The sequence below is a fragment of the Zobellia russellii genome (assembly GCF_044597075.1).
Taxonomy (GTDB): domain Bacteria; phylum Bacteroidota; class Bacteroidia; order Flavobacteriales; family Flavobacteriaceae; genus Zobellia; species Zobellia russellii.
This window is the reverse complement of the sequence record NZ_CP139000.1, coordinates 3621154-3642560: the sequence shown is the minus strand read 5'-3', so window position 1 is coordinate 3642560 and position 21407 is coordinate 3621154. Positions and strand designations below refer to the sequence as shown.

The following is a 21407-nucleotide window of genomic DNA, read 5'->3' as shown; positions in this document are numbered from 1 at the left end:
GAAGACACTTCAACCGTTGTAAACCAGTATAGTTTGAGAGATTTAATTAAATTAGGTCTAAAATAGAGATAAAGCAACTAGTTGCTTTATATAATTGTTGTAAAACATTTGAAACATGAACCAAAAACTATTTTTAATACTATTTTTATTTTTAATCTTTTCCTGTAATTCTGATGACAATTCAGAACCCGAAATGTTATCGTTATCTGAAAGCCTTCTAGGAAAATGGAACATGACAAACTATTATGATGATTCTTTTTTCATCCAAGAACAAGAGGGTAGAATAGAAAAAATAGTTCTTGAAGAAACAAATTATGGAATTGAATTTACCGATAATCCTAAAAAGATAAATTTAAGCGGCTTTTTGCGTTACTCTGTAGACGAATATGAAATCAATGATGGAGAAAAATTAATTACTAAATCTGGCGGCACTAATTTTATGGATGCTGAACATGGAGAAGGTTATCATACAGGGGAATGGAAAATTGAAGATGGAATGTTAATATGCTCAGATGTTAGTTCCCAAGAAGGTATCGTTTACTCTACGATATCCTCAATTGAATTATCTGGTGATAATTTAAAATTAACTTTGGATAATTCTCAATTTGGCTCACATCTCTCGGGAGAAATTATTATTGAATATCAAAAAGAATAAAACATTTTACAACAAAACCTAAACGTAATGCGGGCTTAAGGGCAAAACCGAATGGTCTGTGTATATTTATGATGTCGCTAAATCTTATGGATTTAGCTTTGGAAACGAAAAAATAAAACTAAACAATAAGCTTTAGCTTCGTGCATAGACGGAAACGAAAAGTTTGCTTACTTCCGCACTACGCTTAGCTCAACCGTTAGCATACATACTGAAAAAATAAAACAGACCTTGAACATAGAGCAACTAATTGACAATAGAAATGAAAATCTATGGACAGAACTGAATCGGGAGCATTCAATTACCGTAGAACTTACAGATGAACCTCATTATGGCGTATATTCAATAAATGATGAGTCAACTATCTATGTTACTAGAAACAACCTTAACATTGCTTCATTTACACACGAATTACTTCATATTCAAATTAGATTAAAAGAAATTTATTTTGGCCCAAGTTTCGAGCTTTTAGTAAGGGAAAGTCCTGAACTTTCTGGAATAATAACACAGCAGTTAACCGAACATATTGGAAACTGTATGTCGCATATTTTGATGCTTCCTACCTTTATAGAACTAGGATTTGATAAAAAAGAATTTATTGAGGACTATGATGAAAACAAATGCACAAAAAAAGAACTACAGGATTTAAAAGCTATTTACAAAGTGCGGGGTGTTTATAACGCAACGGCAATCGATTTTTACATAGCAAAATTTGTAGCGATAAAAGCTGACCCTAAGCAACATATTAATTATCCAAAAGCATTAAACGAATTAAAAAAACTCGATACGGGACTTTATAATATTCTGGAAAAGTGTGTTTTGGATTGGAAAAATATGCCATTGACAAAAGAGAATCCTTGGGACGATGACCATAATTCTATTTCTTTTGAACTTTTCGAAAGTTTATGTGAATGGACAAGAAACAAAATAATCGTGTAAAGTACTTATGCTAACAATGGTAACCGTTGCACAAGCCGTTGATTCTCCACGGACCGGATTCATATAAGCCTCTTTACGGGGCTTTTTTTTGTTTATGATTAGAAATGAAAACGTATTTTTAGGTTGTGGTAGTGTAAGCTGAATACATGGCTTGACACCGAACCAATCTTATTGCTATTGACAGAAGAAGAATACATAAAGGACTTAAAACTAAAATTTGAAAGCTATACTCAAATTTCGGCCCAATCCTGGTCTTTAATTCAGTCTATAGTAACGTTTAGAAAGCTGAAAAAAGACGAAACCCTACTCCAAAACGGGCAAGTAGCAAAAAGCATTCATTTTGTATGCAAAGGAGCACTACGGGCATACGTAACGGATGCCGAAGGCAATATTTACAATAAAAACATTTTTTTGGAAACCGATTTTGCCGGTTCTACGGTTTCCTGCCTTTTGGGCAAGCCCTCAAATTTTACCCTAGAAGCTTTAGAGGATACCATTCTCATAAGTCTAAATTATAAAAAGTACAGAGAATTCATTAGCCGCCAAACCGACCTGAAAGATTTCTATATTGCTTATCTAGAATACAATTGGGTCATAGAAAAAGAACAAAGGGAAATTTCCCTAGTTATGGAAAATGCCACGGAACGGTATTTAAAATTGCGCGCCAAGCACCCCAATATTGACCAAAGAATACAACAACTCCATTTGGCCTCCCACCTAGGTATAACGCCTACTCAGCTCAGTAGAATCCGTAAAGATTTAAAAAAAAGAGCCTGAATCAACATATGTAAATGCCAGAGGTTTTCCGTTCGGATATTTTTGTCCAATCAATTTAAAACAAGAATATCATGAATTACATAGACCATCTAAAATGGCGCTATGCCACTAAAAAATTCGATGCCTCAAAAAAGATAGCTCCGGACAATCTTGAAAAAATAAAGGAGGCCATTCAACTATCCGCTTCATCATACGGTTTACAGTTGTACAAGGTGCTTATAATTGAAGATCCGTTAATAAGGGAACAGTTAAAAACTGCTTCTTGGGGGCAAGACCAAATTACGGACGCTTCGCATTTAATAGTCTTTTGTAATTATACCTATGTGGAAGATACGCACGTAGATGATTTTCTACACCGAACGGCCATCACACAGAACATTGAAATGAACAATCTAAGTGACTATGGCAACTTTATGAAAGAAAAAATTAAGGCAATGACAGCATTGGAGTCTTTTCAATGGACGGTCCGGCAGACCTATTTGGCCCTTGGCAATTTACTCAGTGCTTGTGCCGAACTAAAAATTGACTCCTGCCCTATGGAAGGTTTTGAAGCCGATAAATACAACGCTATTCTAGGCCTTACCGAAAAAGGCTTGAATGCCGCTGTAGTTGCAACTATTGGCTACCGCTCCCATGAAGACCACACCCAACATCGCCCTAAGGTTAGAAAACCATTGGAAGAATTATTTGAAGCTGTATGAACCAGACCGCATTATCTTTTCTAGCCGTGTTAGGTGGAGTTTTTTTGGCCGCGCAAGGTGGTTTCAACTCCAATTTGGCCGTGCTGTTAAAAAATCCCCTATTGGCATCTGTTGCCGCATTTTTTAGCAGTACCATTTTTGCGGTGACCTTTGTACTCTTAAGTTCTAAAAGCTCCGCAAATTGGACCGAGGTAAAACAGATACCCCTTTACCTTTGGTTTACCGGTGGATTATTTAGTGTAATGGGAATAAGCCTCTACTATTACACCATTCCAAAACTGGGCATATCCACAATGATATCTTTGGGTTTGTTCGGGCAATTGGCCTTTTCTATTGTTGCCGGGCACTTTGGATGGCTAAACCTACCTGTAGAACCCATAACATTTAAGAGAGGGGTAGGTTTTGTTATACTCATTTCAGGAATTATTTTAATCAATATAAAATGAAAACAAGGGCGGAATTAATACATACGAACATAAAGAATCTAAAATCGCTCTGGGAAACCGCCGGAGCGGCCTTTGACAGCTACCATAAAACACCGGTTTTTGAATATTGCGAGATTCATGCTTCTGAATGGCCTAATAGGTTATGGCTACATCAACCTATAAATCAAGAAACAGTTGATTTGATCAAACAGAAAATAGGGGAAACGGCCACACCTATTACCTTACCGGTTTGGGATATTTATGATGATAACCAAAGTGCAGTTTTAGAGAACAACGACTTTGTTTTCATTTTTGAACAAGTGGGCATGTCCTTAAAACCTTCGCACTTTTTTGATATTCAGGGCGATGTAAATATTGAACGGGTTACGGATTCTACCGAAGCCAAGTTATGGTCCGTGCTCTTTCAAAAATCGTTCGGATATGAAATTAGCCTGGAGACCGTTAGTAAAACACTTAGTGAAATTGAGTATTACATAGCCTATTCCGATGGGCTTGCCGTGGGAACGGCCATACTGCACCAAACCAATTCGGTTATGGGTATCCATGCCATTGGCATACCTCCAGAAATGAGAAGAAGAGGCTACGCAGACCAAATTATGAGATTGCTGATAAACAAAATCATCAAAAACGGATTTGAGTATATAACACTGCAGGCTTCCAACATGGGGTTAAACCTATATCTAAAACTAGGTTTTAAGGAGCAGTTTCTAATAAAAAATTATAGGCTTGCACAACGGTAATCATCCTGCAAGCCTATACTAAACCAATCGTACTTGCTTTGTCTTTGTCCAAAGCACATATAACTTTCAAGAAATAGGCAATTGCCAAAATGGGCCTTCCTTTAATGCCTCATTTAACCCAATTTGGCTTTTGCCCTAACTTGTACCCAGCGTACTTATGCTTCCAATAGTTGCTTTAATTCCTTGGCCGCCTCTGCAGGGTCTTCTGCTCCGTATATGGCCGCACCAGCTACCGCTACGGTTACACCGGATTGTTTAACGGCAGTTATACTGCCTTTGTTAACACCACCTGCAATAGAAACGGATACCCCAGATCTTGCGGCTTCATCTATCAAAACCTGAATTGAGTAACCATCTTCCGCCTGCTCGTCCAAACCGGCATGTAACTCTACAAACTCAGCGCCCAAAGCTATAGCTTCCTGTGCACGCTTTACCCTATCCTTTACTCCAATGGTATCTACCACTACACCTTTACCATGTTCCTTTCCTGCTTTTACTGCTCCTGCTATGGTAGAGTCTCCGGTTGCTCCCAATACGGTAATATAATCCGCTCCTGCTCCAAAAGCCATATTAGCTTCCAACTCACCTGCATCCGCAGTTTTAAAATCGGCCAAGACCAATTTATCGGGAAAAGCATCTTTCATTTTTCTGATTCCGGATAGACCTTCACTTTTAATAAGCGGTGTACCCAGTTCAATAATATCAATGTAAGGTGCCACTTTTGTTGCCAATGCAATGGCATCCTCAATTTTTAATAAATCTATTGCTACTTGTAACTTTGCCATAATTTGCTATTTATCTATATGTATTTATATTCAAAATCTGTTATTCCATATTTGCGTGTCGCTTCCAAAGCTCAGAGGCAGAACTGCCTTCCAAACCCCATAGCGTCTGTATAAGTGCGTCAAACACCAACAGTAACGATTGCTCAAACAAGCTACCTGCGTATTGTTTGGAAATAGTTTCGTTTCGCTCCTGTTTCTGCGCGGCAGGTATGGTTACCGTATGGTCTGCCAAAAGCGCTAAACGAGAATCGGCATTAGTGGTAAAACATAGGACACCCGCACCCACTTTTTCAGCAGTTTCCGCAGCCCTAACAATTCCGCTTGTAGTACCCGAACCTGAACCTGCTATAAGGACATCTCCCTTTTCAATAGCCGGTGCCGTAGTTTCTCCAACTACATGCACTTTATACCCCAAATGCATTAAACGCATGGCCGCAGCCTTCATCATGAGCCCCGTACGCCCCGCTCCCATTATAAAAATGTGTTCTGCATTGGTAATTGTGGGAATCAACTTTGCTATCTCGGAATACGAGATGGTATGAATTAGTTTTATATGCTCATTTATGATGGTATTCAAAGCACTTTCAACCAATTCTGCGTCTTTTTTTTCCAGTATATTTTCCATAACTCGATCAGCTCTAACTATTTCTATTCATTAACGAGTACAAAGTTATCCTAGCAAATAGCCTCTACACTGATACTATTTGACAGATGACTGGTACAATCTGCCCATATGCATTTTATGTGTGGTGTTATTCGCTATTTTTGTGGTACATTTTGGAAATGGGAAATTTTACGGCCGATTTTTCGCCTTTAAACCGCGCCCCTTTCAACCTTTAAAAAAAAGCACAGCTATGCTCAGTGATAAAGTATTGTACATCCGAGATTTGGGAAATTGTCCTCCTGCATACTTGAACGATCCGGCAAGACGGGATTTTTATGAAATTGTTTGGTTGCAAAATGAAGACGCCCTTCATGAACCACAACATGATTTTCAGACGCTAAGAGGAGATTGGATTTATTTAATTCCGCCCTATCGTGTACATCAACTTAATAAGGCCGGAAAAAATGGGGTCCTTATCTCATTTAAACAAGAGCTCTTGGAAGGTGATTTAAAGGAATTTTTACTGGACGTTTTCCGAATGTTCAACATACAGGGCGAATTCTCCTGCCTGCAAGTTAACACTGAGAGTTCTAAGGGCTTGGCATCCGTACTCCAGCTTTTAGAAGAAGAGTATAACCAAGAAGCCATTAACCTGGTAATGATAAAAGCTGTTTTAAAGGTATTTCTCTTAAAATTGATTCACTTAAAAGAACAACATTTTACCTTACAGGATATTAATGAAAAGCGTGTTTACGAATTCATGCTCTTACTTGAAGCAAATTACAAGAACCAAAGAAATGCTCAGTTCTACGCAGAAAAATTGGGTATAAGTGCAAAACGCCTGAATCAGATTTTAAAGGAAAAGCTGGATAAAACCGGGGTACAGCTTATTCACGACCGACTTATACTGGAAGCGAAAAGGCAAATTATACATAGTGAGAATACTATTAAGGAAATAGCTTACAATCTGGATTTTAAGGATCATTCCTATTTTAGTAGGTTTTTTAAACTACACGCAGAGCAAACTCCCCAAGAGTTTCAGAACAAGGTAAAGGAGCATGTAATATCCCATGAAAACACCCTGTATAACTAACACGCTTACTTATAACACTATTGAACTTAGTCATACCTAAGCTAAAAAATAATATATCCGGGTACTCCATTTTCCTTTGTATTGATTATTTTTCCAAACCGAATATTTCCGCTCAGTAAACACCAATTATGCGTAAAGAAATAGCCATTGAAACTTGGTACAGAAAAGACCATTTTGAATTCTTTTCTAAGTTTGATGAACCCTTCTATGGTATAACCGCTAAAGTAGATTGCACCCAAACCTACACCACCGCAAAAGAGAAAGGCCATTCTTTTTTCCTGTCCTATCTGCATAAATCTTTGGTGGCCGCAAACAGAACGGTTCAGTTTAGGTATAGAATTGTTGATGGCAAGTTGTACGAATACGAAACTACTGACCCCTCTCCCACCATAAACAGGGCAAACGGTACGTTTGGTTTTTCTCATTTAAAGTACCGCGAAAACTTTGAAGACTTTCTTGACTTAGCGCTTCCCGCCATAGAAAAAGTACGTAATTCTAACAGACTTATGCCTTCGGAATCCGGCGAAAACGTGATACATTGTTCTGCTATTCCTTGGATAGATTTTACTTCCATATCCCATGCTAGGCATTATGCACGCCCTGACAGTTGCCCCAAGTTTGCCTTTGGAAAAATGACATCTGAGGGCGACAGGTTGTTCATGCCCGTTTCCGTTCATGTACACCATGCCCTGGTAGACGGTTATCATGTAGGGCAATTTATGGAAGAACTCCAAAAATTAATGTAAGCGAAAATCTTGCTTATTAAAACACGATGTTCACAAAAGGGAGTATGGGACTTGTATAAACACTCTCGTCTTTGTCATACAAAACATTATACTTTGCACCAATAGCAATTTTATCGGTAATATTCAATCCTGCGCCAATGAACAGTGCGGAATCCCAATAATCTTGTTTTATGTCTCCCGTTACCGCCTCTGTTTTAGTGTTTACCTTAAGTTGAGCAAACTCCAAGAGCATAATAAATCTCTCAACAGGACGATATTGCGTGAGCACATTACCCCCAAAAGTTGTGGTATTCTGCAAATCTTTGATAGAAGTATAACTTCCTTGAATACCTGCACCTATACTTACATTGTTGCTAACGCTATAAATTAAATTTGGAGATAGGGCTATGTTTGTTCCACCCACAAAACTTAAACCAAATCCGCAACCAAACCTCAGGCGTTTATCTACAACATCCATACTGTCCTTTACGGCAATATCCGTGACCTGGGCAGATGTATCTATTGAAAAAAAGAGCATTCCTATTAGTAATGCAAGCTGTATACTTAGTTGTTTCATTTTAAATATTTTCATAATGTGTGAGATATAATGGTTAGGCTATCGGGATAAATATAAAGTTTTTGCCATTAATTTTAACATTTCCTTTAGATTCTTTTTGCGAGTAGAACTAGCACTAAGCAAAGAAAATTAGAGACAAGACTCCTGAAATACTATTCGCTACGCTGAATAATTACTTTTGGAAATATTTAAATACAACATAATCAAACAAAAAACACTTTACTTTTTTAAAATTTACGGTAGATTGTAGAGAATTACACCAATTTATCCGTACTTGATAAGTTCCATTCAGGCTCCAATAAAAATCATTTATAGAATTTTATGGATTGAGGTATGTTTTTTTCTTTTTGCTTCTATAGATGTGTTTACTTTTTCATTACTTGCTTTAAAACATTTATATAAAAAAGCTATGATAAGAAAAGGAACAGAAGTAAAATGGAAATGGGGCTCAGGAAGCGCCACGGGAAAAGTAGAAAACACTTATGAGGAGTCCGTAACCCGAAAAATTGATGGTAATGAAGTTACCCGTAACGGATCAAAAGACAATAAGGCACTTTACATTAAACAAGAAGATGGAAGCAAGGTCTTAAAGCTTGAGAGTGAAGTTGAGCGCGCAGATTAATTTGTTAGGTGAAAGCGTTTTCTTAATTTAGGATTTTGCAAACTCCATTCAAGAAATTGTAACATTCTACCAATTCGTTTTCCGCTTATGAGCAAGCCCTTTATTACAGACAAGACTTATACATCACAGGATTTTACGGGCAGTAAATTGGCAAAAGGAGATTATGAAAACTGCGTTTTTGAAGGATGTAATTTTGCCGATGCCTATCTGGACAACCAGAATTTTATGGACTGTGAGTTTATAGATTGTAATCTAAGTAATGCCAATATTAGGCATACCACCTTTAACGAAATTTCATTTTCCCATTGTAAAATGATGGGACTAAAATTTGAAGATTGCAATACGTTCTTAATGAACTTTAGTTTTAACAATTGCAATTTAAACTATTCGTCTTTTTACGGGCTAACGCTTCTTAAGCAACAATTTATTTCGTGTAAGTTGATTGAGGCCGACTTTACCGAAGCAACTTTAAAGAGTGCCATTTTTGATGATTGTGATTTGCAAGCCGCTATTTTTGCACGTACCGATCTTGAAAACACAGATTTTAGAACCGCCATTAACTATGTCATAGATCCGGAAACAACAAACCTTAAAAAGGCTCGCTTTTCAAAAGATGGGATTATAGGTCTCTTAAAGAAATACAACCTTAATATAGAACCCTAAGCGGGCAAATGCGTTTACAAACGGATAAATCAGTATCTTACTGACATTTAAATTTGTAAACCATGAACCGATTTCTTTTTGTTTTCCTTTTCCTTTCCTTGAGCATTAAAGCTCAAAACACCACAACATTACCGGAAAATACAAAATCGCCCAACGCTACGCTGTCCGATATTTCATGGATGCAAGGCAATTGGTCAGGCGAGGCCTTTGGCGGAATTACGGAAGAAATATGGGGACCACCTTCCGGAGGCTCCATGATGTTCTCCTTTAAACTGGTGGCAGATGGCAAAGTTTCATTTTATGAACTGGGACATATTCGAGAACTTAATAAAACATTGGTATACGAGCTGAAACATTTTAATGCCGATTTAAAAGGATGGGAAGAAAAAGATGATGTACAATCTTTTAAGTTGGTTAAAGTTGAAGCAAACCGAGTATATTTTGAAGGCTTTACTTTTGAAAAAGTAAGCGACAATGAAATTAACATCTATGCGCAGATAGGTAATGAAGATGGGTCTGCCCAAGAAGTAACATTCAATTTTAAAAAGTAATAGGTTGAAGAAAAAATGTTTAGACTGTGGCAGCGAGATCAAAGGCAGAGCAGACAAAAAATTCTGCTCCGATTATTGCCGAAATGCGTATCACAACCACGCCAATAAGGATAGTAACAACCTTATTCGCAATACCAACAACCGCTTACGAAAGAACTATAGAATACTGGATAGTTTTACGCTAAAGGATGGAAAAACCACTACTCCAAAAGCCAAGTTATTAGACAAAGGGTTTGATTTTGATTTTATAACTAGTCTCTACACCACCAAAAAGGGCACGGTGTACTTTTTTGTATATGATTTAGGTTATTTGCCATTGGATAATGACTTCTACATGATTGTAAAGCGGGAGTAATTAATACGCTTACCATAAAAAAAATGCCTCCCTATTCAGGAAGACATCTTATGTTCATTTTTTTAAGTAATGCGTTTGGGGATAAATGACATTACCAACTATGCCCAGATAATTTTAGTGCGGCCACTACAATATCCTTTCTACTGATCTGGCCTACTAGAATACCGTCTTTCATAACCGGAAGCCTTCTTCTGTTATGCCTATCAAAAATACCGGCAGCATCAAAAATTGAGATATCGTGAGGAATGGTCTCAACTTCCTTGGTCATGAACTTCTCTACACTTTTATCCAAAATAGGCTGATTAAAATACCTACTTTCAGAAATCTGTTTCATACAATCGGCCTCAGAAATAATTCCTACTAAAAAACCGTTGTCATCCATGACGGGTCCACCTGAAATATTGTACTTGGTAAACTGCTCCATAACCTCCAAAATAGACTGGTCCGGTGTAAAGGTCACCAACTTTTTGGTCATGTAGTCAGATACTAGAATGGGCGCGTCATATTCTTTCTTTACATCTACTTTTGCCCGTGGGCCTTGAAAACTTTTTATTCCCATATAGTTTAGCTTTTATTGCCTAGCGGCAGATTAGGTTAATTACTAAAGATAAGGAATTTTTTAATGAAATATCCAATTATTCGATGAATCACCCATCATATTCTCACCTATTTAATAAAAATAATATTAATTTTCATTCAAAATACACAAACAAGAAAAGCTATCATCTATTAGAATCTTATGTTTTTAATTGAGAACTTTAACCTATGAAAAGATTTTCCTCCATACTTTCCTTTCTGCTTTTAGTATTTGCCATTTATTGGGGATTTCATACCTCAATGCCCGTTTACGAAGAAGATATCTCCGCTCCTGAAAGCTCTTTTTCTACAGACCGGGCATTAGAACATGTAAAGGCGTTATCCCAAGAACCACATGCCATTGGTTTTCCGGGACATAAAAAGGTACAGGATTATATTATCTCCCAATTAGAAGAAATGGGACTTGAGACTTCGCTTCAAAGTGGGTATTCGGTAGGTGATTGGGGGAACATGAGCAAACCTATAAATATTTTGGCCAGGATACAGGGGAGCGGCAACGGTAAAGCTTTACTGCTATTGTCCCATTATGACAGTCACCCCCATTCTTCTTTAGGTGCCAGCGATGCAGGCAGCGGGGTTGCTACTATTTTAGAAAGTGTACGGGCCTTTTTATCCAAAGGTAAAGAGCCCATTAATGACATCATTATTTTATTTACAGATGGGGAAGAGCTTGGTCTTAACGGGGCGGACCTTTTTGTAAACGAACACAACTGGGCCAAAGATGTAGGATTGGTTCTTAATTTTGAGGCCAGAGGAAGCGGAGGCCCCAGTTATACCTTTATGGAAACCAATAGGGGCAATCAACATCTGGTGAGCGAATTTATAAAGGCCAACCCCAAATTCCCTATGGCCAACTCCCTTTACTACAGCATCTACAAAATGCTTCCTAATGATACGGACCTTACCGTATTTAGGGAATCTCGGGATATTCAAGGATTCAATTTTGCTTTTATTGACGACCATTTTGACTACCACACAGCACAAGATTCCTATGAGCGCTTGGATAAAAACACCTTGGCACACCAAGGCAGTTATTTAGCTCCGCTTTTAGTCCATTTTAGTTCTATTGCACTTGATCAACTACCAAGTCTAAATGACTATGTGTACTTCAACATACCCTTGTTCGGGGTTATTTCTTATCCGTTTGATTGGATTTGGCCCATGTTAGGGCTTGCCATTTTCCTGTTTCTCTTGATTTTTATCTCTGGAATCAGAAAAAAAAGACTGAGCATTAAAGCTACTCTAACAGGATTTGTTCCGCTGTTGCTTGTTATAGCCCTAAATGGAGCCATAGGATATTTTAGTTGGCCCGCTCTTAAATGGGCCTACCCAAATTACAATGATATCCTGCACGGTTTTACGTATAATGGCTACGCCTATATATTTGCCTTTGCCTGTCTTTCCTTGGCAATTTGTTTTGGGGTATACCATAAGTTCAGAAAAATGGCCCCAGCAGATTTGGTGGTAGCACCCCTATTATTATGGTTATTTATCTGTGGTATACTAGCAAAATATTTGCCGGGCGCAAGTTTCTTTATTGTACCCGTATTTGCTCTTCTTGCGGCTTGGTACGTGATTCAGAATCAAAAAATGCCCAATGTACTACTAATGGTATTTTTAGGCCTGCCAGCTATATGGCTCTATACCCCTTTGATTAAAGGTTTTCCTGTGGGTCTTGGCCTAAAAATGATGATTGGTTGCACTTTGTTGGTTACACTTACGTTTGTGCTCTTGTTGCCTCTATTTGGCTTGTACACGCGTAAAAAAAAGTGGGCCTATCTAGGTTTGTTCGGTTTTATAGGTACTATGGCGTATGCCCATATACACTCAGGATTTGACGCCGAAAATGGCAAACCCAGCAGCCTCGTATACATACTTAATGAAGATACAAATACGGCCCAATGGGCGAGTTACGACCAAGTACCTATTGAATGGAACGGGGCCTTTTTAGGAAAGGAAGATAAAATTGACGAAAAGCTGAACGAACACCTCATCAGCAGTAAATACAATACTTTGTTTAAACGTTCCGACAAAGCTCCGCTAAAGGCAATTGATGGCCCCAAAGTTGAAACCGTAAGAGATACGATTATTGAAAATAACCGTATCATAGAGTTATGCATAACGCCACAACGCGATGTAAACCGACTGGATATCTTTACCAAAAATATGAATGTTGAAAAAGTAAAAATTAATCAACTTGAGCTTTCCCCATATTATTTAGAAAGTAGAAAAGCTTCCAAATTGGTTACCCATTACATTACGGACAACGCCTATACCGAAATTGAGATAACCATACCCAAAGACAGTATTCTTGAACTCACCTTTCAAGAAGCTTCAAACAATCTTTTGGACCATCCGCTTTTTAGCGTCCCAAAAAGACCGGAAAACAGCATTCCTATGCCATTTGTGCTCAACGATGCAATTATCACTACCAAAACCATCAAATTTGAATAAGACAATAGCTATTATAGGCTGCGGTTGGTTAGGCCTTCCGTTAGCCAAAAAATTTATAGAAAATGGGTATGCCATAAACGGAAGCACAACATCAACGGATAAACTCCCCTCCCTTTCCGCTGCTGGTATTCAACCCTTCCTTATTTCACTTTCCGAAACCCAAATAATCGGAGACATCAATTTATTTCTAAGCAATGCCGATGTTCTTATTATAAACGTACCTCCAAAATTACGGGGAGAGAACAAAGAAAACTACGTTCAGAAAATGAAACTGATTCGGACTGCGCTGCAATCCTCGTCCGTAAAAAAAGTGATATTCGTAAGTAGCACTTCTGTGTATGGCGCTATAGATGGAGAGGTTACGGAAAAAACTACTCCACAGCCCTCAACTGAATCGGGGAAACAACTTTTGGAATGTGAACAACTGTTTCAAAACGAATCCGGATTTGAAACTACCGTTGTTCGATTCGGTGGATTAATCGGGCCAAATAGGAATCCGGTTACAATGTTATCAAAGAAAAAAAACCTTAAAAACGGTAATGCCCCCATCAATCTAATTCATCTAAACGATTGTATAAGAATCCTCTTTAAGTCCGTTCATGAAGGTTGGGCACCAGAACTGTTTAATGCCGTCTTCCCATATCACCCAAGTAAGCAGGAATATTACACGTTACAAGCTCAAAAACTAGGCCTACAGTTACCTGATTATGATAACGCCACAGCCGTAAAAGGCAAGCAAATACAGTCCTACACCCTTACAAACGTTAAGAAATTTGAGTTTACTACATCGTTGTAGTTCATTTTCACCACAGCTAGGTATCATTTCACAACAAACTCGCGGGATAGTTGTTAATATACCCTGTATTTCATCGATTTAAAAGTAACTTTGGTCTGTAATTTAAAACTATTTGCCATGGAAAATTCAGGTTTAAGAAGCCGGATTCTGATAGAAATCGAGAATCTGATCGCTTCAAGCTGTACCGAGCAAAAAGTTCCCCCATCAATGAAAAAGTTGCATATAGCGATTTTAAAAAATCATTATAATGCAGCAAAAGTGTCTATAGATTATCATAGACGAAGGGTTGAAATGGACATCGTTATGGATGACAAGGATTATGACCCTAAAAAGGTAAATCTCTCTATCCCAACGTTGCACACCAACCTATGGTTTAGAAACTTATATGATTTTTTAGTATCATGTATTGATCAAGACCCTAAAAGCGTGGCTTTTTATTCCATGCTTTTAAAATCGTATCAAAACAACGAGATTTCACTTGTTGCCTAGTACAAACAACCAAACCGACATAAAAAAGGATGCCCAACGGCATCCTTTTTTCATTTATCCTTTTTCATTATGCTTTTATTCACAGCTACATACCGATAATATTGTTAATTTTGCCAACCGCAACCTAAACGATAGAATCGTAAACATAGTTATACATGAAAAAATTAATTGTCGTATTGCTTTTGAGCATCAGTTTTTCAGCCACCGCACAAACCAAAAGCGATTTGCAAAAGCACTATGAAGCCTTTTATGATGAAATGAGACTTCAAGGAGATGTTAATGGAGTAATAAGCGCTCTTACCCACCTTAATGTTATTTCTCCGTCTAAACAGCGCAAAGACACCTTGGCGTTCGTTTATGCCAACAACAACCAGCACATGCAGGCACTGAACACCATTGGTATTGAGAAAGAACCAACGGATTCAGATATGGCCGTTCAGGTAAAAGCTATTTCATTAAAGGCTTTGAACCAGCCTAAACGTGCGTTAGAGCAGTTTGAAGAACTTTTTAAAAGAACACCAAACCCTTATTTGGCGTACGAACTTGCCGATCTAAAAATCCAGACGGGAGCCAATTCTGATGCCGTTGCCAATATTGAGTATGGTATTGCCAATGCAAAAGATGATATGAAATATGCTTTTTATGAAAGACAACAACCTTACGAAGTTCCTTTAAAAGCGGCTTTTCTTCATTTAAGGGCACTTACCATATATGACAACAATAAAGGCGATATTGATGCCGCAATAGCCAAAATAGATGAAGCTCTTGCCATAGACCCTAACTTTAATTTAGCAAGCTTAAGCAAACAAGCCTTGCAGTCTAGAAAAAATCCTTCCCCAACGGAAGAAGCGAAAAACAAGCAATAGGTTTTTCCTCTTTACTGTACAACATTGCAATACCGCACTTAGGTTTTTCCTATTGTGCGGTATTTTTTTGATAACCATCTCTTCATTTTGACTTAACAATGTGGCCTATTAAATATTGGAACTTTAGCACCAACTATATAACCCTAAATTCCATATTTAAAGATGAAAAAATTAGTGCTCCTGGGTGCAGGTCTCTGCATGCTAAATTCTTGCGATTATATTGATGATTTTGTTGGTGAGGGTCCCGCGCCCAAATCAGTATCTCCTACTGAAGTTTTAAAAACCAACACGCAATATCTATTGCCCCATACGGTCCTGAACACTATAAACGGAGATGTTGAAGTTAGAAATGGCGGTTTTGGCTCAGGTGCTACCGCTCACCCTACCGAAGAAGCCGATTTTTATGCCATTACCGACCGTGGACCGAATACCAACTACTTGGATGGAAAGAAATTCCCTGTTGCAGAATACACGCCGCGCATTGGTCACTTTACCGTTACCTCTTCTGGAAAAATAGAACTTCTTGATGAAATTCTTTTAAAAGACCCAAGAGGTAAAACTATAACCGGAATACCCAATCCCGAAGGAAAGGGAGCTACTGGTGAAATACCTTATGATGCCGCTGGAAATGCAATTCCTTTTGATGATTTTGGTCTGGATTCCGAAGGTATCGTAGCATTAAAAGACGGTACGTTTTGGGTTTCCGATGAATACGGGCCACACATCGTACACTATTCGGCCAATGGGGTTCAAATAGAGCGCATATCCCCAATGGGTGTCAATGAAGGTACGGGAGACCGAAAATTACCTGCTGTCTTTGCCAAAAGACGTGCCAACCGGGGAATGGAAGGTCTTGCTATTACTCCAGATGAAAAGACCCTTGTGGGTATTATGCAATCTACAATGTACAACCCAGAAAAAATTCAGTCCAATATTACGCGCATCGTAACATTTGATTTGGAAACGGGCTACACCAGACAATATGTATACGTTCAGGAAAAAGCCAACCTTTCCAACTCAGAAATTACCGCAATTTCCAACACCGAGTTTTTGGTGGTAGAACGCGATGGCAAATTTGCTGGTGAAGGACCGGCCCAAAAACATATCTACAAAATAAATCTTAACGGGGCTACTGATATAAGCGGCAACAACCCAAAAGATGAAAACGGCCTCATGATAGGAGATAAGACCATTGAGCAATTAACCGTTCAGGAATTGGCAGCTGCAAAAATTGTTCCCGTTCAAAAGGAACTAGTAGTAGACCTTGTAGCAGAATTTGGTTATGCCCATGATAAACTTGAGGGCATCTGGGTTATGAACAGTAACACACTTGCTTTTATTAACGATGATGACTTTGCGGTATCGGATAATGATGGAGACGGTGTTATTGAGCAAAAAATACTGCCAGGAACTACAAATATAGACGCTAGCTCACTCTACATGGTAAAGACAAATTTTAAATAGACCTATCTTTATACCATTCTTATACTAAGCGGCCTGTCTATAATAGACAGGCCGCTTTTTATTTAGAAATCCAAAATCAAATTTGTATCCAGCTTATTATTTACCACAACATTAAACTGGTTCCTGAACGCATTATAAGCTTCTATCATTTGTAAAAGCGACTCATTGGGGTCCGTTCTATAGTACAAATCGCCCTTAACCTTTAACATATAGGTTTTAAATATTTTCTGGCGACTCTTTACTTGTGGAATATCAAATTCTTTAGGATAAGTAGATTCCGCCAATTGGTTTTGTTTCGTAATCATATCTTCGATCACTAAACTTAAATCTTCCTTATTGGCAACCGTTTGCAGGGCGTCAAAACTGGTTTCAAAAGACGCAAACTCTATCCAGTCTTTCAAAATAGCCTGCGCTTCTGGCTTTATAGGCAGCTTCTTGGGCCATTTTTCATTACCTATTTCATAAGTTGCCGTATCCTCTACAACCAATTCCTGTTTCTGTTCTTTACACGCCATTATGGTCAACAACGCTAAACCAAAGAAGAAGATTCTTTTCATAAAGCGAATGTACAAATTTTAAGAAACGCTATCTTTATTCCCAATTCATTTAACGAGACATTAATGGAAAAATCGATTCTGATTATAGGTGCTTGCGGTCAAATAGGCACGGAGCTAACGTTGTCCTTACGTGATACTTATGGCAACGAAAGTGTAATTGCCAGTGATATTAGAGAAGGAAACGAAAGTTTAATGAATTCAGGTCCGTTCGAGATTTTAGACGCTACGGATTACGATGCTCTTGAAGAGGTTGTGGCCTATTATGAAATTACCGAAGTTTACCTCATGGCAGCCATGTTAAGCGCAACTGCGGAAAAATTTCCGATGCGGGCGTGGAACCTAAATATGAATTCGCTCTTTAATGTACTTAACCTAGGAAAGGAGAAAAAAATAGATAAGATATTTTGGCCTTCCAGTATCGCAGTCTTTGGACCTAACACTCCAAAGGAAGGTACTTTACAAAGCACCATTATGGAACCCAGCACGGTGTACGGCATAAGTAAACAATCCGGTGAGCGCTGGTGCGATTATTATTTTCATAAATATGGTGTGGATGTACGGAGCATTCGTTATCCAGGACTAATAAGTTGGAAAACAATGCCGGGCGGCGGCACAACGGACTATGCCGTAGAAATCTACCACAAAGCATTATCTGAAGGCACCTATACCTGCTTTTTAAAAGAAGACACGGAACTTCCTATGATGTTTATGGAGGATGCCATTAAAGCTACACTACAGCTTATGGATGCCGAACCGGAAAAAGTAAAGGTGCGCTCTTCTTACAATTTGTCGGCCATGAGCTTCTCCCCTGCCCAAATGGCAAAATGCATCCAAAAACATATTCCCGATTTTAAAATTTCTTACGAACCAGATTTTAGACAAGCCATTGCGGACTCTTGGCCCGGAAGCATTAATGATTCCGAAGCTCGTAATGATTGGGGTTGGCAAGCGGAATTTGACCTAGAAAAAACCACAAAAGAAATGTTGGAAAACTTGGCTCCTTAAGCCAAATTTTCCAACATATGATCACAAACTTAAATCCGGAATAAAGTCCAAGTTTATTTTTTAGAATTACGGATTTCGTTACTTTGTTTGGAAACAATGATGAAATTGGATCTCCGGTTTTCAAGATGTTTTTCGGCACTACATTTTACGCCATTGGCACATTCATTTTTTAAACGATATTCACCGTAACCGTGAGCACTCTCAATCCTATCGGCATCAATACCTTTTGAAATCAGGTAGCGTCTTGTAGACTTTGCACGATTATCGGATAACTCCAAATTATAATCATCGGTACCTCTGGCATCCGTATGAGACTCTATTTTAATCTTGATTTCAGGAAATTTCTCCATGGCAAAAAGCACCTTTTCGAGTTCTATTTCTGCCCTGATTGTAATATCAAACTTATCATAATCAAAATAAATTGGGTCTACCTTGATCTTCTCTACGTCTCCATCTTTTTCCACTAAACTATCAAAAGGAGTTAAGTATATCTTATTGTCCTTAGATGGTGCTTCAGGATTTTCTCCTGTTTCAATTATAATTATTTCTTTGGAAAATCCCGCCTTGGAAAAGACCAACGTGTTTTTCATATTGCAGGGAAGTATTAGGTTATAATAACCAAATTCATCCGTTCTGTGGACAGAAACAAGTTCATCTACCGCATTTTTTAGTTCTACATTGGCATTAGCAATGGGCTCGCCCGTTTGCTTGTTCAACACATAACCTGAATATTCTAGGCAATCTGTAGGTTTTACCTTTTCAAAGCGGTAAATATCATCATCACCCTTACCTCCCGAACGATTAGAAGCAAAATAACCATCTCCCTTTTTATCCGCTCTAATGAACGAAAAATCATCCATATTACTGTTCAAAGGTTTACCCATATTAAGCGGAAGGGAATAATCGGTTTTTGAAGAGATTACAGAACCAAAAATGTCCAGCCCTCCTAATCCATAATGACTGTCTGAAGAAAAATACAATACTTCATTGCTTACGAACGGAAACATCTCCCTACCCCGTGTATTTATTGCTGGCCCCAAATTCATAGGGTCCGAAAGCACATCGCCATCATTGTTTAAATCAACCACATAAATATCCGACTCACCATACCCTCCGGGCATATTAGAAGTAAAATATAAATGTCTCCCATCCGGACTCAATGCTGGATGTCCACAAGAATAATCTTTACTATTAAAGCTTAATGAGGTAACATTGATCAGTTCATTGTTACTTATCGTTCCCCTTAAAATTTGCATATTGGAGAGACCATCTTCATTGGCACTTAACTTATTTTTCTTTTTAAGATAGTTCCTTGTAAAATATACGGTCTGGCCATCCCAAGAAAACGTCAAAGTTGCATCATGGTACGACGACTCTAAATTCTCTAAATATTTTTCCGGGATATAACTTGCGTCATCAGGTCTTGTAATATAGAGGTCTAAATAAGGCTGTTTGTTCCACGGATACAATTCCCCATTAGATTTTATGGTGTCCCTGGCTGAAGCAAAAATTAATCCGTCATTAAAAAACATGGGGCCAAAATCAGATTTTCTACTATTGAAAGCCAAGTTCGTGGTTTCGTATTTCTCTTTCTCTGCAAGTGTGCTGTCCAAATGTTTTTTTTGTGACAACATCATGTTCAATCTATTTTCATCCGTATAAAAATCCCTCAGCAATTGATCTGCCTTTTCTATTTTCATACTCGCCTTAAGGCTTTGCACCAATTTAATAATGTTGCTCTCACCAACATTCTTGCCTTTAATCAAGTACAACTTCTCATACCATTTTACAGCTTCTTGATATCTATTCATATTAAAATAACTATCGGCAAGATGTTGTATAACTTCCAAAGAAGGTCTCTTTTTTTCCGTTACCAGATCGCTGTATAGTTCAATTGCCTTATCAAATTTGAAATCGGCAAAATAGGCATTGGCCCTTTCTTCTTTGCTTTGGGCGGAAACGCTAAGGTATGCGCCCAAAAATAGGTATAGTATTATTTTTTTCATGGTTGTCGGTTTTTAGAAAAATCTGGGTGACAATGCTCTTTTCTTAGCATCAAATAAGTTGTATTTGAGAATAATCTCATGCGAACCATCATTATAACTTTCTAAACCAGTTATGGAATAATCATAGGCATATCCTAAGAAGAAGCTTTTAGAAATATGCAACCCAACTAATGCACTCACCGCATCATCATAGCGGTACGCCAAACCCAAAGCCAAGGTTTCCTTTATCAAGAAATTACCGGACACATCTACGGTTATAGGCGCTCCGGCCACATGTTTTGTTAGAATAGCCGGCTTGAATTTTAAATTATCGGAGAGGTCCATAACATAACCTGCCATTACATAATACTGACTTTTCCGATCAGTCACCTCTATCTCGTTGTCATTATAGATTTGAGAATTTAAAAAGTTGTGCGTAGAAACCCCAACATACCACCTGTCACTATGAAAGTATGCCCCTGCTCCAAATACAGGCCGTAATTTATTTACGTTTTCGGCAAAAATAGGGTCCAGTCCATCTTGGTAGGTTCCTTTGGACCAGTCTACTTTTAAAACATCTATACCCGCATTGATTCCCAAAGACAACTTTGTAAAATAGCCCGTAGGAATCTCATACGAAAAGGTTCCGTTTACATCTAAATTATTAGCTGCCCCAATGTTATCATTGATAGCCGTAAGACCTATTCCTACTCTTTCCCGTAATCTACCTTGAACTGAAAAGGATTGTGTCTCTGGGGCTCCATCTATTCCAACCCATTGCGAACGATGTAAAAGCGTAGCCTCTAGAATACCTCTAGACGAGTATCCGGAATTTAAGGCCGCTGTATTATACATGTATTGGGTATATTGAGGCGGTTGTTGGCCATATATTCTGCTCATATTAAAAACAAGATAGCAGAGCATAACTATCTTTATAGTGGTGCAAAGTGATTTCATAACTGGT

Annotated in this window: 25 protein-coding genes; 18 read left to right on the top strand and 7 right to left on the bottom strand. The window is 38.2% G+C overall.

Features of this window, described 5'->3' with window-relative positions:
* Positions 1–115 precede the first annotated feature (115 nt).
* The 6 genes from SJY45_RS14865 (at position 116) to SJY45_RS14840 (ending at position 4255) form a co-directional block, all read left to right on the top strand.
* A complete protein-coding gene (locus SJY45_RS14865; RefSeq protein ID WP_400071712.1) occupies positions 116–655 on the top strand; it encodes a hypothetical protein in 540 nt (179 codons plus the stop codon).
* Between the two features lie 228 nt (positions 656–883).
* On the top strand, positions 884–1591 hold the full coding sequence (locus tag SJY45_RS14860; protein ID WP_400071710.1) for a hypothetical protein: 708 nt from the start codon (positions 884–886) through the stop codon (positions 1589–1591).
* Between the two features lie 177 nt (positions 1592–1768).
* Entirely contained in the window at positions 1769–2368 is a 600-nt protein-coding gene (locus SJY45_RS14855; protein ID WP_289063748.1) for a Crp/Fnr family transcriptional regulator, read from the top strand.
* A 71-nt stretch (positions 2369–2439) separates the two neighbouring features.
* A complete protein-coding gene (locus SJY45_RS14850) occupies positions 2440–3069 on the top strand; it encodes an NAD(P)H-dependent oxidoreductase (RefSeq protein WP_400071708.1) in 630 nt (209 codons plus the stop codon).
* On the top strand, positions 3066–3515 hold the full coding sequence (locus SJY45_RS14845) for a DMT family transporter (protein ID WP_400071706.1): 450 nt from the start codon (positions 3066–3068) through the stop codon (positions 3513–3515). The genes SJY45_RS14850 and SJY45_RS14845 overlap by 4 nt, the downstream gene beginning before the upstream one ends.
* Positions 3512–4255 (top strand): GNAT family N-acetyltransferase, encoded by a 744-nt coding sequence (locus tag SJY45_RS14840; RefSeq protein ID WP_215436033.1) that lies wholly within the window; start codon positions 3512–3514, stop codon positions 4253–4255. Before SJY45_RS14845 ends, SJY45_RS14840 begins: the two co-directional genes overlap by 4 nt.
* 155 nt (positions 4256–4410) lie before the next feature.
* On the opposite strand, the gene hxlA is transcribed toward SJY45_RS14840, so the two are convergent.
* Together hxlA and hxlB are read right to left on the bottom strand one after the other, a co-directional pair.
* The gene (hxlA, locus tag SJY45_RS14835; RefSeq protein ID WP_215436034.1) at positions 4411–5040 is read right to left on the bottom strand and encodes a 3-hexulose-6-phosphate synthase; all 630 of its coding nucleotides are present in this window, start codon (positions 5038–5040) and stop codon (positions 4411–4413) included.
* Positions 5041–5080: 40 nt separating this feature from the next.
* Complete coding sequence (gene hxlB / locus SJY45_RS14830; RefSeq protein WP_400071703.1) at positions 5081–5665, bottom strand: 6-phospho-3-hexuloisomerase; 585 nt, start codon at positions 5663–5665, stop codon at positions 5081–5083.
* Positions 5666–5894: 229 nt separating this feature from the next.
* Here hxlB and SJY45_RS14825 point away from each other — a divergent pair, with 229 nt between their 5' ends.
* Both SJY45_RS14825 and SJY45_RS14820 read left to right on the top strand, forming a co-directional pair.
* On the top strand, positions 5895–6737 hold the full coding sequence (locus tag SJY45_RS14825) for a helix-turn-helix domain-containing protein (protein ID WP_215436042.1): 843 nt from the start codon (positions 5895–5897) through the stop codon (positions 6735–6737).
* A gap of 128 nt (positions 6738–6865) precedes the next feature.
* Positions 6866–7483, top strand: a complete 618-nt coding sequence (locus SJY45_RS14820; RefSeq protein WP_400071701.1) for a CatA-like O-acetyltransferase — start codon at positions 6866–6868, stop codon at positions 7481–7483.
* A gap of 16 nt (positions 7484–7499) precedes the next feature.
* Here the strand turns inward: SJY45_RS14820 and SJY45_RS14815 are convergent, their stop codons facing one another.
* Complete coding sequence (locus SJY45_RS14815) at positions 7500–8039, bottom strand: hypothetical protein (RefSeq protein WP_400071699.1); 540 nt, start codon at positions 8037–8039, stop codon at positions 7500–7502.
* Positions 8040–8448: 409 nt separating this feature from the next.
* Here SJY45_RS14815 and SJY45_RS14810 point away from each other — a divergent pair, with 409 nt between their 5' ends.
* The 4 genes from SJY45_RS14810 to SJY45_RS14795 all read left to right on the top strand — a co-directional run bounded on the left by SJY45_RS14810 (position 8449) and on the right by SJY45_RS14795 (position 10230).
* Positions 8449–8661, top strand: a complete 213-nt coding sequence (locus tag SJY45_RS14810) for a DUF2945 domain-containing protein (RefSeq protein ID WP_215436048.1) — start codon at positions 8449–8451, stop codon at positions 8659–8661.
* 87 nt (positions 8662–8748) lie between these two features.
* Entirely contained in the window at positions 8749–9324 is a 576-nt protein-coding gene (locus SJY45_RS14805) for a pentapeptide repeat-containing protein (protein ID WP_400071697.1), read from the top strand.
* 62 nt (positions 9325–9386) lie between these two features.
* Positions 9387–9875 carry a DUF6265 family protein gene (locus tag SJY45_RS14800; RefSeq protein ID WP_289038315.1) on the top strand — a complete coding sequence of 163 codons (489 nt, stop codon included), beginning with the start codon at positions 9387–9389 and terminating at the stop codon, positions 9873–9875.
* Positions 9876–9879: 4 nt separating this feature from the next.
* Positions 9880–10230, top strand: a complete 351-nt coding sequence (locus SJY45_RS14795; RefSeq protein WP_400071694.1) for a hypothetical protein — start codon at positions 9880–9882, stop codon at positions 10228–10230.
* 91 nt (positions 10231–10321) lie between these two features.
* Here the strand turns inward: SJY45_RS14795 and SJY45_RS14790 are convergent, their stop codons facing one another.
* The gene (locus SJY45_RS14790) at positions 10322–10789 is read right to left on the bottom strand and encodes a CBS domain-containing protein (RefSeq protein ID WP_215436065.1); all 468 of its coding nucleotides are present in this window, start codon (positions 10787–10789) and stop codon (positions 10322–10324) included.
* Between the two features lie 206 nt (positions 10790–10995).
* On the opposite strand from SJY45_RS14790, the gene SJY45_RS14785 reads away from it, so the two are divergent.
* The 5 genes from SJY45_RS14785 to SJY45_RS14765 all read left to right on the top strand — a co-directional run bounded on the left by SJY45_RS14785 (position 10996) and on the right by SJY45_RS14765 (position 16896).
* Positions 10996–13281: a M28 family peptidase gene (locus tag SJY45_RS14785; RefSeq protein WP_400071692.1), complete on the top strand. Its 2286-nt coding sequence runs from the start codon at positions 10996–10998 to the stop codon at positions 13279–13281.
* Complete coding sequence (locus SJY45_RS14780) at positions 13274–14077, top strand: SDR family oxidoreductase (RefSeq protein WP_215436069.1); 804 nt, start codon at positions 13274–13276, stop codon at positions 14075–14077. The genes SJY45_RS14785 and SJY45_RS14780 overlap by 8 nt, the downstream gene beginning before the upstream one ends.
* Positions 14078–14194: 117 nt before the next feature.
* Positions 14195–14566 carry a hypothetical protein gene (locus SJY45_RS14775; RefSeq protein WP_215436070.1) on the top strand — a complete coding sequence of 124 codons (372 nt, stop codon included), beginning with the start codon at positions 14195–14197 and terminating at the stop codon, positions 14564–14566.
* A 155-nt stretch (positions 14567–14721) separates the two neighbouring features.
* Positions 14722–15432, top strand: coding sequence for a tetratricopeptide repeat protein (locus tag SJY45_RS14770; protein ID WP_400071690.1), 711 nt, complete (start codon positions 14722–14724; stop codon positions 15430–15432).
* A gap of 162 nt (positions 15433–15594) precedes the next feature.
* On the top strand, positions 15595–16896 hold the full coding sequence (locus tag SJY45_RS14765; protein ID WP_400071688.1) for an esterase-like activity of phytase family protein: 1302 nt from the start codon (positions 15595–15597) through the stop codon (positions 16894–16896).
* Between the two features lie 62 nt (positions 16897–16958).
* On the opposite strand, the gene SJY45_RS14760 is transcribed toward SJY45_RS14765, so the two are convergent.
* Positions 16959–17453, bottom strand: a complete 495-nt coding sequence (locus SJY45_RS14760; RefSeq protein ID WP_215436073.1) for a hypothetical protein — start codon at positions 17451–17453, stop codon at positions 16959–16961.
* Between the two features lie 63 nt (positions 17454–17516).
* Here SJY45_RS14760 and SJY45_RS14755 point away from each other — a divergent pair, with 63 nt between their 5' ends.
* Positions 17517–18458 carry an NAD-dependent epimerase/dehydratase family protein gene (locus SJY45_RS14755; protein WP_215913203.1) on the top strand — a complete coding sequence of 314 codons (942 nt, stop codon included), beginning with the start codon at positions 17517–17519 and terminating at the stop codon, positions 18456–18458.
* A 53-nt stretch (positions 18459–18511) separates the two neighbouring features.
* Here SJY45_RS14755 and SJY45_RS14750 read toward each other — a convergent pair whose 3' ends face one another.
* Together SJY45_RS14750 and SJY45_RS14745 are read right to left on the bottom strand one after the other, a co-directional pair.
* The gene (locus tag SJY45_RS14750; RefSeq protein WP_400071685.1) at positions 18512–20464 is read right to left on the bottom strand and encodes an OmpA family protein; all 1953 of its coding nucleotides are present in this window, start codon (positions 20462–20464) and stop codon (positions 18512–18514) included.
* 12 nt (positions 20465–20476) lie between these two features.
* Complete coding sequence (locus SJY45_RS14745; RefSeq protein ID WP_400071684.1) at positions 20477–21400, bottom strand: type IX secretion system membrane protein PorP/SprF; 924 nt, start codon at positions 21398–21400, stop codon at positions 20477–20479.
* Positions 21401–21407: the final 7 nt, after the last annotated feature.